At 62.2% G+C, this 13,282-nt stretch carries 15 protein-coding genes and 1 pseudogene; 13 read left to right on the forward strand and 3 right to left on the reverse strand.

Annotated features, from left to right (window positions below):
- Positions 1 to 2: 2 nt before the first annotated feature.
- From FHS64_RS04925 to FHS64_RS04955, 7 genes are all read left to right on the forward strand, one after another.
- The gene (locus FHS64_RS04925; protein ID WP_243862797.1) at positions 3 to 566 is read left to right on the forward strand and encodes a TetR/AcrR family transcriptional regulator; all 564 of its coding nucleotides are present in this window, start codon (positions 3 to 5) and stop codon (positions 564 to 566) included.
- Positions 563 to 901 (forward strand): DMT family transporter, encoded by a 339-nt coding sequence (locus tag FHS64_RS04930; RefSeq protein ID WP_167176446.1) that lies wholly within the window; start codon positions 563 to 565, stop codon positions 899 to 901. The genes FHS64_RS04925 and FHS64_RS04930 overlap by 4 nt, the downstream gene beginning before the upstream one ends.
- A 59-nt stretch (positions 902 to 960) precedes the next feature.
- Positions 961 to 1,455, forward strand: a complete 495-nt coding sequence (locus FHS64_RS04935; RefSeq protein ID WP_167176447.1) for a YcgN family cysteine cluster protein — start codon at positions 961 to 963, stop codon at positions 1,453 to 1,455.
- A gap of 72 nt (positions 1,456 to 1,527) precedes the next feature.
- Positions 1,528 to 3,813 (forward strand): hybrid sensor histidine kinase/response regulator, encoded by a 2,286-nt coding sequence (locus FHS64_RS04940; RefSeq protein WP_167176448.1) that lies wholly within the window; start codon positions 1,528 to 1,530, stop codon positions 3,811 to 3,813.
- 371 nt (positions 3,814 to 4,184) lie between these two features.
- Positions 4,185 to 4,406 (forward strand): hypothetical protein, encoded by a 222-nt coding sequence (locus FHS64_RS04945; protein WP_167176449.1) that lies wholly within the window; start codon positions 4,185 to 4,187, stop codon positions 4,404 to 4,406.
- On the forward strand, positions 4,403 to 4,804 hold the full coding sequence (locus FHS64_RS04950) for an HK97 family phage prohead protease (protein ID WP_167176450.1): 402 nt from the start codon (positions 4,403 to 4,405) through the stop codon (positions 4,802 to 4,804). The genes FHS64_RS04945 and FHS64_RS04950 overlap by 4 nt, the downstream gene beginning before the upstream one ends.
- A gap of 25 nt (positions 4,805 to 4,829) precedes the next feature.
- Positions 4,830 to 5,117, forward strand: a complete 288-nt coding sequence (locus FHS64_RS04955) for a YdeI/OmpD-associated family protein (protein WP_167176451.1) — start codon at positions 4,830 to 4,832, stop codon at positions 5,115 to 5,117.
- 14 nt (positions 5,118 to 5,131) lie between these two features.
- Here FHS64_RS04955 and FHS64_RS04960 read toward each other — a convergent pair whose 3' ends face one another.
- Both FHS64_RS04960 and FHS64_RS04965 read right to left on the reverse strand, forming a co-directional pair.
- Positions 5,132 to 5,518, reverse strand: a complete 387-nt coding sequence (locus FHS64_RS04960; RefSeq protein WP_167176452.1) for an acyl-CoA thioesterase — start codon at positions 5,516 to 5,518, stop codon at positions 5,132 to 5,134.
- An 86-nt stretch (positions 5,519 to 5,604) separates the two neighbouring features.
- On the reverse strand, positions 5,605 to 6,996 hold the full coding sequence (locus FHS64_RS04965) for a M20/M25/M40 family metallo-hydrolase (RefSeq protein ID WP_167176453.1): 1,392 nt from the start codon (positions 6,994 to 6,996) through the stop codon (positions 5,605 to 5,607).
- Between the two features lie 774 nt (positions 6,997 to 7,770).
- Here FHS64_RS04965 and FHS64_RS04970 point away from each other — a divergent pair.
- Entirely contained in the window at positions 7,771 to 8,997 is a 1,227-nt protein-coding gene (locus tag FHS64_RS04970) for a phage major capsid protein (RefSeq protein WP_167176454.1), read from the forward strand.
- Positions 8,998 to 9,474: 477 nt separating this feature from the next.
- On the opposite strand, the gene FHS64_RS04975 is transcribed toward FHS64_RS04970, so the two are convergent.
- The gene (locus tag FHS64_RS04975) at positions 9,475 to 10,191 is read right to left on the reverse strand and encodes a DUF805 domain-containing protein (RefSeq protein ID WP_167176455.1); all 717 of its coding nucleotides are present in this window, start codon (positions 10,189 to 10,191) and stop codon (positions 9,475 to 9,477) included.
- Between the two features lie 95 nt (positions 10,192 to 10,286).
- On the opposite strand from FHS64_RS04975, the pseudogene FHS64_RS04980 reads away from it, so the two are divergent.
- From FHS64_RS04980 to FHS64_RS05000, 5 genes and pseudogenes are all read left to right on the forward strand, one after another.
- Positions 10,287 to 10,478: pseudogene (locus tag FHS64_RS04980) on the forward strand (DUF2460 domain-containing protein); the annotation flags it as partial.
- A 5-nt stretch (positions 10,479 to 10,483) separates the two neighbouring features.
- Positions 10,484 to 10,777 (forward strand): baseplate megatron protein TIM-barrel domain-containing protein, encoded by a 294-nt coding sequence (locus FHS64_RS14380; protein ID WP_424945235.1) that lies wholly within the window; start codon positions 10,484 to 10,486, stop codon positions 10,775 to 10,777.
- Positions 10,720 to 11,040: a hypothetical protein gene (locus tag FHS64_RS04990; protein WP_167176457.1), complete on the forward strand. Its 321-nt coding sequence runs from the start codon at positions 10,720 to 10,722 to the stop codon at positions 11,038 to 11,040. The genes FHS64_RS14380 and FHS64_RS04990 overlap by 58 nt, the downstream gene beginning before the upstream one ends.
- A 77-nt stretch (positions 11,041 to 11,117) precedes the next feature.
- Positions 11,118 to 12,020, forward strand: coding sequence for a DnaJ C-terminal domain-containing protein (locus FHS64_RS14315; RefSeq protein ID WP_167176458.1), 903 nt, complete (start codon positions 11,118 to 11,120; stop codon positions 12,018 to 12,020).
- Positions 12,021 to 12,105: 85 nt separating this feature from the next.
- Complete coding sequence (locus tag FHS64_RS05000) at positions 12,106 to 13,266, forward strand: phosphoserine transaminase (protein WP_167176460.1); 1,161 nt, start codon at positions 12,106 to 12,108, stop codon at positions 13,264 to 13,266.
- The last annotated feature ends 16 nt before the right edge of the window (positions 13,267 to 13,282 follow it).

Raw genomic sequence — 13,282 nt, forward strand, 5'->3', positions numbered from 1 at the left:
GAATGCCCGAAGCGACCCGCACCGAAATACTGGACACCGCCATCGAGGTTCTGGCCGAGAAAGGTCCGCTGGGACTGACGCTGGATGCGGTGGTGGAGCGGGTGTCGTTCAGCAAGGGGGCCTTGCTGCACCACTTTCCGAACAAGACCGCCTTGCTGGAAGGGGTGATCGACAGTCTGGGCGAGAGCTTTATGGCCCAGATCGAGGCCTATACGGTGCAAGATCCGCAAGCCTATGGACGTTCGGCGCGGGCCTATCTGAGGACGGTCATCGACGAGCCGGTGACGCAGCGCGATGTCAGTATCGGTCGGGCGGCGCTGGCGGCCTGTGCCATTGATCCGGCGCTGGCACAGCGCTGGAAGGCATGGATGAAAAAGGCCCGCTATGACGATCCCCGCGATGCGGCAGGGGCGGACGATGCGCTGATGATGCGTCTGCTGGCTGACGGACTGTGGATGTCGGACCTGTTCGGCACCTATGAGATTTCACCCGAGCAACGCCGGGCGCTGGCATCGTTGCTGATGGCCGGAACCGCATTGCCCGAACTGATGGAACAAAAAGCATGAACCCGATGACGTGGCTGGCTCTGGGCAGTGCCATTGTGTTCGAGGTGGTGGGCACCAGCCTGTTGCAGGCCTCGCAGCAGTTTACCAAGCCGTGGGCAACTGTGGGCATGGCGCTTTGCTATGGCATGGCCTTTTATCTGCTGAGCCATGCGCTGAAGGCCATTCCGGTGGGATTGGCCTATGCCATCTGGAGCGGTTTGGGCGTGGTGCTGATCTCGCTGATCGGCATGGTGGTGTTCAAGCAGAAGCTGGATGTGCCCGCTGTGATCGGTCTGGTGCTGATCGTTGGCGGGGTGGTGGTGATCAACGTGTTTTCCAAGGCGGTCAGCCATTAAGAGGGTTGCGCCGCAGGTGGGGGGCGACACGGGGCGCTTTGTCGCTTAAAGACCCGCCCATGTTGCCTTTCTGGAAAACCAAGTCGCTGACCGAGATGAACCCGCAAGAGTGGGAGAGTCTCTGTGACGGATGTGGTCTGTGCTGTCTGGTCCGTTTCGAGGACGAGGATACAGGCGAGGTCGTGCCGACGCGCGTTCATTGCAAGCTGTTCGATCCGGTCAAATGTACCTGCACCGACTATGCCAAGCGCAATGAGGAAGTGCCGGAATGTATCAAGCTGACGCCCAATAATGTTTCATCCCTGGAGTGGATGCCGAAGTCTTGTGCATACCGCAGGTTGAACGAGGGGCGTGATCTGGCATGGTGGCATCCACTGGTTTCGGGCGATCCCGAGACGGTGCATCAGGCCGGTGTATCGGTGCGTCGCCAGACGGTGGCCGAGACGGCATTGGCCGAGGCCGAGGATGCTCTGGACTTTGAAGCGTCGGAATGGCGCGAGGAGCGGGGGCTTCTCGGGCCGGAGGAAAGTGCACGGGAGATGCACGAGGGGTAGACACATGTCGGGGGCATGTAGTTGAAAATGCCAGCTTTGGGAGCGGAGGCCGTGATGTCTCTGGAGGGCAGTATGCAGGCGAAAGCGCCCGCAGGGACGGGTGATGCCGTACCTGTGGTCGAGGCTGTGCGCTTCGAGCATCTGGAAACTCTGGCGGCCATGCTGTTGCAGGCTGAAGCCTTTGTGCTGGAACTGGCGGGCGAGCCTGTGGGCGAGTTGGGCGGTCTGGTCCAGCGGGCAGAAAAGATGCCGCCCGGAGTGGTTTTGAAGGGCGAGGTCGGGCTGTGGGCGGCGACGCCGGTGGCTTGCGACGGGCAGACCGTCGGTATTCTGGTGTTGCAGAGCCCCGAGACACGTCCCGAGCCGGATGAGGGACAGTGCGCCATCATCCTGCAACTGGCCAAGGTGGCCGGTGATCTGGTGGCGGGCATGCAGGCGCAGCGCGCCAGTGCGGAACAGGCCCGTATGCTGGACATGGTCGAGGATATGTCCGGTGTGGGCTGGTGGCACATGGACCTGCAAAAAGGGTCTGCGCGCTGTTCACGCAGGGTGGGCGAGATACATGGCTTGCCGTCGGGACAGGGCGATTATTCGTTGCGTGCCGGTGTGCACCATTACCACCCGAGCGACAGGGCCGAACTGGAGGCGGCGCTGGATGCGGCGATGGTCACGGGCGAGGGCTATAATCTTCGTTTGCGGCTGAACCACCCCGATGGCCAGCAGCGCACGGTCATGAGCCATTCGCAGGGCATGAGGGATGCGGCAGGCACGTTGCACGGCTTGTTCGGCGTGTTCCGCGATGTCACCGAGCAGGAAGCTGTCGTGGCCAAGCTGCGTCGCAACGAGGCGCGTTATCGTCTGTTGGCCGAGAACGTCAGTGACGTGATTACCCGCGTCAAGATGGACGGTTCGAGCAAATATATCTCGCCCGCGATCCAGTCCATGCTGGGCTGGACGCTGGAGGAGATGAGCGGTCAGTCGACCGACTATGTGTATCGCGAGGACCGCCACAAGGTTCTGAAAGCCATCCAGCAGGCGGTGAAGACGGGCAAGCCGACCCGACTGGAGCACCGTGCGGTCCACCGTGACGGGCGTATCTTGTGGGTCGAGTGTACGTTCAAGGCCATACGCGACGATAATGGCGAGGTGGATGATGTCGTGGTGGTTATCCGCGACGACACCCAGCGCAAGCTTCTGGAAGGCGAGGTGATCGAGGCCAAGGAACGTGCCGAGAAGGCCGCCGAGGCCAAGACCGAGTTTCTGGCCAATATGAGCCATGAACTGCGCACGCCCCTGACCAGTGTCATCGGTTATTCGGGGTTGTTGAAGAACTCGCCGGGTCTGACGCCGACCCAGAGGCTGTATGGCGACCGGATTGCGGCCTCGTCCGAAGCCCTGCTGATGGTGATCAACGACATCCTTGATTATTCCAAGCTGGAGGCCGATGCGGTCGAGCTGGAAAATGCACCGTTTGATCTGCGCCAGCGTATCACCGACACGGCCGGGATTATCGAAAGCCAGTGCGCGGCCAAAGGGCTGGGACTGAAGGTCGATCTGGACAAGCGTTTGCCCGAAATCCTGTCGGGTGATGCATCGCGGTTGCGGCAGGTGCTGCTGAACTTCCTGTCCAATGCGGTGAAGTTTACGGCGTCGGGCAGTGTGGGTGTGAAGGTGTTCGGGGCCGAAACTGCGGACGGGCGTTACCGGCTGCGGGTCGAGGTGAGCGATACCGGTATCGGCTTGAGCCAGGAGAAGGGTGAACTGATCTTCGGGCGGTTCACGCAGGCCGATGCGTCAACCACACGGGTTTATGGCGGGACCGGACTGGGACTGGCGATTTCGCGCCGTCTGATCGAGTTGATGGACGGGCAGATCGGTTACGAGAGCGAGGCGGGCGAGGGGGCGACCTTCTGGTTCGAGGTGCCGCTGGACTTTGACTTTGCCCTGCCGGTTTCGGTGGCGGTGGATACGGTACCCGATATGGGGGTGCAGGGGCGCATCCTGATGGTGGATGATGCCGAGGCGAACCGTGAATTGGTGAAGATCATTCTGGGGACGCTGGGGCTGGAGGTGGAGACGGCGTGTAACGGTGTGGAAGCCGTGGCAGCGGTGCGTCGTCGGGACTTTGATCTGGTGCTGATGGATGTTCACATGCCGCAGATGGATGGTCTGGCGGCGACGCGGGAAATCCGCCAGCAGGTGCGAGAAAAGCATCTGCCTATTTTGGCGCTGACGGCCAATGTGGGGGGGGATCAGGTGCAGAAATGCCTTGATGCCGGAATGGACGGGCATTTGCCCAAGCCCATTCAGGTGGCTGATCTGGCGCAGACGCTGAAGAAGTGGCTGCAAGCGGAATAGAAAATGGCAAAGGCCTTCGTGAAAACGGAGGCCTTTTTCTTTTTGTGCGCGTGTCGGGGGCGGGCAATCGCGGGAAAAACAAGGGATTGGCGCGCGGTGAAACCAATCGGCCCGCCTGTGGACGCTGGTGCTCTATGGTTTGGGTATGGCGGGAAATGGGGACAGCGGAAGCGAGCCGGTGCAGCAGTGGCGGGATCGGGTGTTCGTGCAGTTGCAGGCACTGGTGGACGAGGCCGTTCAGGTGGTCCCGGAGGGCTGACGAGCGCGGCTCATGAGAAAAGAGAGACCGTTAGGTGGCCCTGTGGGCCACCTTCTCCCATTGGGAGAAGGGATTGAGGGGGGGCGGTGGGGCGAAAGCAGAGGAGGTTGGGATGAAGGGGGTTCCGGTGGCGTTGGTGGTGGCGCTGGTGGTGCAGACGATTGGGGGGCTGGTTTGGGCTGGCGGTGCGGCGGCGAGGATTTCGGCACTGGAGGGGAAGGTGGCGCAGCAGGCTTTGGTGGCGGAGCGGCTGGCGCGGCTGGAGGCGCAGGGCGAGGCGATGCGGGCGTCGCTGGAGCGGATCGAGCGTCAGCTGGAGGGCGGTAAGCGATGAGGATTGCGGGCTATGCGTCTTTGTGGGGCGTGGCGGATCTGAACGGGGATGTGGTGCATCAGGGCGCGTTTGCGGACAGCTTGATCAAGACCGGAGCCGAGGGCGTGCGGATGCTGTGGCAGCATGACGGGCGCGTGGTGGTCGGGCGCTGGGAGAGGCTGTTCGAGGACGAGCGCGGGCTGTTTGTCGAGGGCGTGATCGGGGACTGGTCGGCAGAGGCGCGCATGGCGCGGGCGGTGTGCGGATCGGGGGCGGTGGATGGTTTGTCGATCGGCTATCGCACGGCAAAGGCGCGTAAATGCGGGCGGTTAAGGGTGCTGAGCGCAGTGCAGTTGTGGGAGGTGTCGGTGGTGACGTTTCCGGCATTGACGGGTGCGCGGCTTAGGGTTTTGACTTGATCCGGTGCGGAGGCAGGAGGTCGCGATGAGCGCAAGCGGGATCAGTGCGGGGGTGGTGCATGATCTGCCGCCCGATCTGGAGGCGTTTATCGCTGCCGATGCCGAGGTGCGCGAGCGGTGGGAGGATATTACGCCTCTGGCCCGTAACGAGTGGATTTGCTGGGTGCAGTCGGTGAAGAAGGCCGAGACGCGCGCGCAGCATGTCGAGCGCGTGGGGGCTGATTTGAAGGCGGGTAAGCGCAGGCCGTGCTGCTGGCCCGGATGTCCGCATCGGGAGAAGACGGGTAGGGGCGAGAAGACGGGGCGGGCTTAGCGGGCCGTTTGGTTTTAGCTGATCAGGGCGCGGAAGGCGTCCGAGAGGCGGGCGGACTGGCCGTTAATGGCGCGGACATAGGTCATGCGGATTTCGGTGAGCACGGTGGTGTCGCGGGTGATGGTGACGGTGAGTTCAAAGCTGGAGCCGCCGATACGGGTTGGCTGTACCGTGCAGGTGAGCAGATCGTCGTTAAGCGCCGGTGATTTGAAGCTGAGGCGGGCATCGACGACATAGACCTGAAGCAGGTCTTCGATATTGGCATCCAGCACGCCGAGGTGGCGGTAATATTCGGTTCCGGCGACATCGGCATAGACGAGATAATGGGCGTTGAAGACGACGCCCTGGGCATCGACCTCGCCCCAGCGGACGCGAATCTGGTGGGTGAAGGGTTGGGTCATGGTGTTTTACCCTTGATTACGGCGTTGTCGCGACACCTCCCCCGCGATGCAGGGGGGGAGGTGTTACGGGGCCCGTAGAAGACGTTTTACTTGGAAGCGATCTGTTGGAGCAGGGTTTCCCAGTGGGTGATGCCGGGTGCGAGGTTGTCGAGGGGCAGGCGCTCGTTCAGGCCGTGGGAGAAGCTGTCTTCACTGCGCATAAAGACCGAGCCGACGCCGTAGGCAGGGATGCCGAGGGCGCGGAAATGCATGCTGTCGGTGGCACCGGCAGACATGGACGGGACGATGGCAAGGTCGGGGTAACGACTGTGAACCGCAGCGGTGACGGCGGCAACGACATCTTCGCGTAGAGGGGAGGACGGGGCGGCGATGGTGCCGGTGTCGAGTTGTTCGATCTTTATGGTGGTATCGGCCACGATTTCCTGAAGTTGATCGCGGATTGCAGCTGTCGAGACGCCGGGAAGGATGCGGCAGTTGACGGTGGCCTGTGCCTGTTGGGGCAGGGCGTTGGCGGCGTGACCGCCCTTGATCATGGTGGCGGTGCAGGTGGTGCGGATGGTGCCGGTATAGTTGCCATTAGCCACGAGGGTGGCAATGGCGGTTTGATCCTGATCATTGGCGACGAGGGCGCGCATGGCGGCAGCGATTTCCGGCTGTGCGCGTTCGGCCGCGGCCGTGAAATAGCCGCGCGTGATTTCATCCAAGCTGACCGGGAAGGCGTAGTCGTTCAGGCGTTGTAGGCCGGCGGTCAGGCGGTAGATCGGGTTGCCCGCTGTGGGGCGCGAGGAGTGGCCGCCGGCATCGGTGACGGTGAGGGTGTAGTCGGCATAGGTCTTTTCCGAGCCTTGCAGGGAATAGACGGTAGGGTTGTGCTGGGTGTCGAGGGAGCCGCCGCCGCCGTCGGCATTGAGGACGAGTTCGACGTTACTGTGCTTTTGGGCGAGATGGCGGGTGGTGGCCATGCCGGTTTCTTCGTCGCCGGAGAAGGCGAGGATGATGGTGCGCTTCGGCTGCCAACCGGCCTGTTTCAGCTTGATGATCGTGGCCATGACGATGGAAAGGCCCGCTTTGTTATCCACGGAGCCTCGGCCGAAAATGTAGCCGTTTTCGATGACGGGGGTGAACGGGTCACGTTCCCAGTCGGCAGGGTCGGCTTCGACCACATCCATATGGCCGATGATGGCAACGGGTTTCAGAGACGGGTCGCTGCCTTGCCATGTGGCGGTGAAGGCGGCGGTGTCACCGATGGGGTCGATCTGGATGGCCGAGGCGGGGAAGTCTGCGGCGACGAGCTGGTCCTTGAGGAAGTTGGCGTACTGAGGGGTTTGGTTGGGGCCGAACTCGCCCGTTTTGACGGTGCGGTAGGTGATGGCGCGAGACAGCATCTCGAGCGCGGCATCGGCCGACTGGGCGTGGGAGACGGCGGGCAGGGCCATGAGAATGGCGGCTGCGGCGGCGGTGGATTTCAGAAATGACATGGATACCCCCTCAGGTAAGAACTGGGGGGACTATGGAACGCGGTTCTGTGTTTGTCGCGGGGGAAGTTGGCTTAACGACGAAGGGCCGGGAAGGCGTAGCGGCCGGTGCTAACTGCGTCGGCGGTGTAGATGTCGTAGAGGCGGCGGAAGGTGCTGCGGTAGGCCAATATGATTACAATGGGGGCGAGCGAAGGTAGCAGCCACAGGTTTTGAGCGTGCCATTGAGGGTTCATATTTAGCGAGAACACGTAGATGCCGATTAGGGCAGGCAACGAAAGCCAATGGGCTTCACTCAGTACTCTGTTCATCCAGCGAGGGATTGGAAGCAGAGGTAAAGGCTTACCGAAAGCCGCGATGAGGCGCTGAGCCCACGGGCGAGCAGTTTCGATCTTAGGTAGGTCAGCTTTAGCGGCTGATATTCCGGATCAAGGGGGCCATAGTCACCATTCGCGACGGTTTGCAGTCGTGACTTTGCGATGAAGTTTGGGGCCGGCTTTGTTGTTGTTCGGCTGAGTTTCGAGCCGCTGGTCATGAGGCGCGGGAAAATCCAAGTTAGGACAAGTATCCCGATAAAAACAGTGATCGGTCCCATAGCGATTTGGGCAATGCTGCCGACGAACTGACTAACCATTATAGCGAGGATGACCAGGCTTGTTACAGCCGGTTGCACCAACTCGCGACCCCAAGTGCTTTGGGTGGCGTCTAGTCGAGGTTTGGCGCGGTTCCACATGGCGCTGACAGTATCCGCATAGTGCGGGTTTTCAAGGAGAGAGAATGAAAGAGGTTAAGACCGTGTCGGGTTCGCCCGAGGCGCGCGAAGTCGTGCGCGAGATGATGGTGGCGTTCGAGGCGTTTAAGGGGGCCAATGACGAGCGTTTGATGGAGGTGGAGAAGAAAGCTGCGGCTGATGCTCTGCTGGAAGAGAAGGTGGCGCGGATTGATCAGGCGCTTACGGGTGCGCAGGCCAAGCTGGATCGGATGATGGCGCAGGTGCGTCGTCCGCAGATGGGTGGCGAGGCGGTTGAGGCGGCGTCGGCACCGGAGGCCAAGGCAGCGTTTGATGGCTATCTGAAGACGGGTTCGGTGGCCGGTCTGGAGGTGAAGGCGGGTCTGTCGAGTGGTGCGTCGTCGGGGGGTTATGTGGTGCCGCCGGAGACGGAACGTGCCATTGAGCGACGACTGATGGCGGTGTCGCCGATGCGCGAGATTGCCTCGGTACGCACGGTGGCCGGTGGTGTATTCCGTAAACCGGTTTCGACGGCGGGTGTGGTTGCGGGCTGGGTGGCCGAGACGGCGGCGAGGCCCGAGACGGATCCGGCGACGCTGGCGCTGCTGGAGTTTCCGGCGGCGGATCTTTACGCCAATCCGGCGGCGACGCAGGCGCTGTTGGATGATGCCATGGTGGACCTGGACGAGTGGCTGGCGGGCGAGGTCGAGGATGCCTTTGCCGCGCAGGAAACGTCTGCGTTTGTCAGCGGCAATGGCGTGAACAAGCCCAAGGGCTTTTTGGCCTATGACACGGTGGCGGACAGTGCCCATGAGTGGGGCAAGATCGGCTATGTGGCCAGTGGTGCGGCGGGCGATTTTGCGGCCAGTGATCCGGCGGACAAGCTGATTGACCTGATCTATGCGCCCAAGGCCCAGTATCGTGCCAGTGGCCGCTTTGTGATGAACCGCAAGACGGTGTCGGCGGTGCGCAAGTTCAAGGATGCGGACGGTCATTATGTCTGGCAGCTGGCGCAGCGACTGGGCGAGACGGCGAGCCTGATGGGCTATCCGGTGACGGAAATCGAGACGATGCCGGATGTGGCGGCGGGTTCGCTTTCTGTTGCGTTCGGTGATTTCCAGCGTGGCTATCTGATTGTGGATCGTGCGGGGGTGAGGGTGTTGCGCGATCCGTTCACCGCCAAGCCGTATGTGCTGTTCTATACGACCAAGCGTGTGGGGGGCGGTGTGCAGAACTTTGATGCGATCAAGGTGATGAAGATCGCCGCCAGCTAGGCGGGGGATGACGAGAGGGAGAGGGGGATGGGTTGAGGCATGAGAGGGATGTGGGGAGGGTGTCACCCCCATCCCCGACCCTTCCCCCGTCAAGGGGGAAGGGGGCAGTAAGTTGCCGAGGGTTGAGAAGGCGGAGCCTTCTGATCGCGGCTGACTAAAGTGATGACAAGGGGCGGTCCGGTGGGCCGCTCTTTGTCGTTTTGGCCCCCTCCGTCACGACTTTGTCGTGCCACCTCCCCGCGATGCAGGGGAGGAGTGGGGTGGGGATGGGTGCGAAAACTAAATGAAGAAACCCTCATCCGGCCCTGCGGGCCACCTTCTCCCAGCGGGAGAAGGGTTTCGCGCGGTGCGCGCCGCTGGGTCCCCCGATCAAGTCGGGGGATGACGGAGGGAAGGGGGAAGCAGGCGCGTCGGGGTGAGCGGGCAAGAAAAAGGGCGTCCGGTGGGACGCCCTTTTGTGTTTGGTGATCGCGGGGATCAGAGGCCTTTGGGGTTGGGGCCGTATTGGTTGGTGCCGGGTTGGCTGTCGGTGATGCCGATCCACAGCAGGAAGCCGAGGCTGGTGATGATGGCGATCAGGCTGCCGATGCTGATGGCACCAATGGCACCCATCATGGCTGCAGCGCTGGGTTCGCCGCCGGTGACGGCAGCCATCATGAAGGCACCGCCGCCGCCGATGAGCATGATGATGGCCGCGATGAGGCCACCGACATAGGGGACAAGGGTGAGCCAGCCGGTTTTGCCCATGTCGTGCAGACGTTTGATGGTGATGCAGACGTTTGGATAGATCAGGGCCAGACCGATCAGGCCGCCGAGCAGCGGAATCCACGAGGTCAGGAGGCTGATGCCGAAGATGATCAGGACGCTGATCCAGAAATGCTGGCGACGCATGCGGCCGGTATAGGACAGAAGGGCCGATTTGAAATCGTAGCCGTCGGTGCCCGGAAGCGAGTTGATGGCCGAGTTGGCGGCTGCGCCGAAGGAGGCAGCGGCGTCGGCGGCAGCACTGGCGAGGCCGAGAATGACGATCTGGGTCGCGGTGGAGCCATTGGGGACGAAATCGACATCGTGGCCGACATTGATGTCCGAACCGGTGTGGATGTCATGGCGGGCGAACAGGTAGTTGATACCGTCTTCGCCCTTGATGGTGCCGGTATTGGTCGTCGTGTCGTAGCTGGTGATCTGTCCGCGCAAGGGGAACCCTCCGATTGAACCGGTAGCCGGTCGATTAAGGCGGGATCATGGCGCGATAAAAATCGTGCCGCAAGGGGGAGAGCGAAGTGTCTCAAATATTTGATGAAGTAGCGATTCCGGCACGGTTGGCCTTTGGTTCGACCGGCGGGGTGGAGCGTAAAACCGAGATTGTGGAACTGGCATCGGGCCATGAGCGGCGTTCGACGCCGTGGGCGATGGGGCGCAGGCGTTATCTGGTCGGGGCGGGGTTGCGGTCGCTGGACGACATGGCGGTGCTGACGGCGTTTTCGCTGTGCAAGGCCTATGTAGCTGGCGAGGTGGGGATAGCGGGTTGGATGGTGCGGTTTTCGCATGGCCGCAGGATGGGGATTATCAGGTGGGGCAAGTCGCGGGCGGGCGTGATTTCGATTGGTATTATACCAGTGCGGAAGATGAGGCGGCGCAGGTTGGCGGGTGGGGCCAAAGGGAGTGGCACCGGCAGGGGCGCGGTTTAGCGAGGCGCGTTTTGTCTGGCAGCGCAGGGGCTCTATGCCGTGGCGGCCCGCCCATTTCAGGAAGGTGGCGGGCGAGGATGGTCTTGGCTTGAGCTGGCAGGTCTGTGTGCGAACCGGCGGGGATGGTTGGGGCGAGGATGGGATCGAGCCTGATCCGAGGCGGTTCCGGTTGCGGGTGATGGCGGCAGGCGAGACTGTGCGTGAATGGCAGGTTCACGACACGCGGGCGCTGTATGAAAAAGCGCAGCAGGCGGTCGATTTTCCGCAAGGTATGGCAGCGGAAGTGACGCTGGCTGTGGCTCAGTGGGGCGATGGTTGGGGGTGGGGTGAGGAAGCCTTGTTACGCTTGAAATAGCGCGACCCCTTTCAAGGGGGGCTTGGATGCCCTAACTGACAGGGAGTTGTGATTTTGAATCCTGGAGCTGAACAAGCGTGGCTGGTGATCCCTATAAGGAACTTGGCGTTTCAAAAGGCGCGAGTGCTGACGAGATCAAGAAGGCTTTTCGCAAGCTGGCCAAGGAACTGCACCCCGACAAGAATCCGGGGGACAAGGCGTCCGAAGAGCGTTTCAAGCGCATAACGGCGGCCTTTGACCTGCTGGGCGATGCCGAGAAGCGTGCCAAATACGACCGTGGCGAGATCGATGCCGACGGACGCGAGCAGTATCGCGGCTTTAGTGGCGGTGCAGGCGGCGGCGGTCGTTCGGGTGGTTTCTCGGGCTTTGGTGGCTCGGGCCAGCGGGGTGGTTTTGAAGATATCGACCTGTCGGACCTGTTTGCCGGTTTCGGTGGCGGTGGTGCCAATCGCGGCTTTGGCGGTGGCAAGGGGCAGGATATCCGCGCCACGCTGGAGGTCAGCCTTGAAGAGGTGATCTCGGGCACCACGCGCCGTATCCAGTTCTCGGACGGGCGCATGGTGGATGTGGCTATCCCCAAGGGCGCGTCGGACGGTCAGGTGGTGCGTCTGAAAGGTCAGGGTGCGCCGGGGCGCACGCAGGCCGGTGACGCCATGATCGAGCTTCGGATCGTGCCGCACGCGCTTTACCGCCGCGACGGGGCGGACCTGCATATGGACCTGCCGGTTTCGGTGCCCGATGCGGTGCTGGGCGGCAAGGTGACGGTGCCGACGCCTGAGGGCAAGGTGATGATGAGCATCCCCAAGGGCTCGAACTCGGGCAAGGTACTGCGTCTGAAAGGGCGCGGTGGCTATGCCGATGGCAAGCGCGGGGACCTGTTGGCCAAGCTGATGGTGACGCTGCCGGACGAAGAAGACGAACTTCTGGTGCGCTTTGCCGAGGATTGGCGCAAAAATCGGCCCTACACGCCGGGCAAGTGATGGCGTAAGGCAATCTGCGTTCTGTGGTGGTGAGTCTGTCGTTCGCCACCCTGCCTAGAACCTTGGCCTAGAGGGATTGCTGCCGATGCCTGTTGTGAAGCCTGTTGTGAAGCCTGCGCGTCCGTGGTTTTCGTCGGGGCCGACGGCCAAGCGACCCGGTTATAAGCTGGCAGGACTTTCGGAGGCTTTGCACGGGCGTGGTATCCGTGCGCCCGAGACGACAGCGCGTTTTGCCTATGGCCTGAAGCTGACCCGCGAAGTGCTGGGTGTGCCGGACGACTATGTCATGGTGTTTACGCCGGGTTCGGATACCGGCGCGGTGGAAGCGGCCCTGTGGGGGATGCTGGGGCCGAAGCCTGTGACGGTGGTGGCGTTCGAGAATTTTGGCCTGACATGGGCCGAGGATGTGCGGGACCATCTGAAGCTTGATCCGGTGGTGGTGAAGGCCCCGTGGGGGGACTTGCCGGACCTGTCGGTCGTGGACTGGTCGCATGATGTGGTGTTTCCGTGGAATGGCACCACGTCGGGCGTGAAGGTGCCGGACGGTGACTGGATCGCGGCGGACCGCGAAGGTTTGAGCATCTGTGATGCGACCTCGGCGGCGTTTGCACAGCCTCTGGACTGGGCCAAGCTGGATGTGACGACCTTTAGTTTCCAGAAGGCACTGGGCGGCGAGGCGGGCATTGGCGTGATGGTGATGTCGCCGCGCGCTGTGGCGCGTCTGGACGAGAATGTGCCCGCCTGGCCGGTGCCCAAGGTGCTGCGTCTGACGGGTAAGGACGGGAAGTTCGACCGGACGCTGGCGGAAGGCGTGGTCATCAATACGGCCTCGGTCCTGACCATGGAGGACTGGATCGATGCGCTGGAATGGGCCAAGTCGGTTGGGGGCTGTGAGGCGCTGATTGCGCGCACCGATGCCAACTATGCGGCGCTGGAAGCGTGGGTGCAGAAGACGGCGTGGGTCGATTTCTTGCCGCAACGCGAGGATATTCGTTCGACGACCTCGGTGTGTTTGAAATTTACCGACGATCGTGTTTCGGCGCTGGATGACAAGGGCCAGAAGACCTTTGTGAAGCGCTTCAAAGCCCTGCTGGAAGACGAAGGGGCGGTTTACGATATGGAACCGCACCGTAATGCGCCGCCGGGGCTGCGGTTGTGGTGCGGATGCACGGTGGAAACCGCCGATGTGGTGGCGATCGGGCCGTGGCTGGAATGGGCTTTTGCAACGGCGGTGGCGGAAATCTGATATTTCCAATGACCGA

Source organism: Brevundimonas terrae (assembly GCF_011761985.1).
In the GTDB taxonomy this organism is placed as follows: Bacteria; Pseudomonadota; Alphaproteobacteria; order Caulobacterales; family Caulobacteraceae; genus Brevundimonas; species Brevundimonas terrae.

Excerpts from the sequence above, each read along its gene's own strand:
- FHS64_RS04930 (WP_167176446.1), top strand. The coding sequence starts at position 563 with ATGAACCCGATGACGTGGCTGGCTCTGGGCAGTGCCATTGTGTTCGAG.
- FHS64_RS05000 (WP_167176460.1), top strand. The coding sequence starts at position 12,106 with ATGCCTGTTGTGAAGCCTGTTGTGAAGCCTGCGCGTCCGTGGTTTTCG.
- FHS64_RS04990 (WP_167176457.1), top strand. The coding sequence starts at position 10,720 with ATGCCGTGGCGGCCCGCCCATTTCAGGAAGGTGGCGGGCGAGGATGGT.
- FHS64_RS04935 (WP_167176447.1), top strand. The coding sequence starts at position 961 with ATGTTGCCTTTCTGGAAAACCAAGTCGCTGACCGAGATGAACCCGCAA.
- FHS64_RS04940 (WP_167176448.1), top strand. The coding sequence starts at position 1,528 with ATGCAGGCGAAAGCGCCCGCAGGGACGGGTGATGCCGTACCTGTGGTC.
- FHS64_RS04955 (WP_167176451.1), top strand. The coding sequence starts at position 4,830 with ATGAGCGCAAGCGGGATCAGTGCGGGGGTGGTGCATGATCTGCCGCCC.
- FHS64_RS04950 (WP_167176450.1), top strand. The coding sequence starts at position 4,403 with ATGAGGATTGCGGGCTATGCGTCTTTGTGGGGCGTGGCGGATCTGAAC.
- FHS64_RS04965 (WP_167176453.1), bottom strand. The coding sequence starts at position 6,996 with ATGTCATTTCTGAAATCCACCGCCGCCGCAGCCGCCATTCTCATGGCC.
- FHS64_RS04945 (WP_167176449.1), top strand. The coding sequence starts at position 4,185 with ATGAAGGGGGTTCCGGTGGCGTTGGTGGTGGCGCTGGTGGTGCAGACG.
- FHS64_RS04960 (WP_167176452.1), bottom strand. The coding sequence starts at position 5,518 with ATGACCCAACCCTTCACCCACCAGATTCGCGTCCGCTGGGGCGAGGTC.
- FHS64_RS04970 (WP_167176454.1), top strand. The coding sequence starts at position 7,771 with ATGAAAGAGGTTAAGACCGTGTCGGGTTCGCCCGAGGCGCGCGAAGTC.
- FHS64_RS04925 (WP_243862797.1), top strand. The coding sequence starts at position 3 with ATGCCCGAAGCGACCCGCACCGAAATACTGGACACCGCCATCGAGGTT.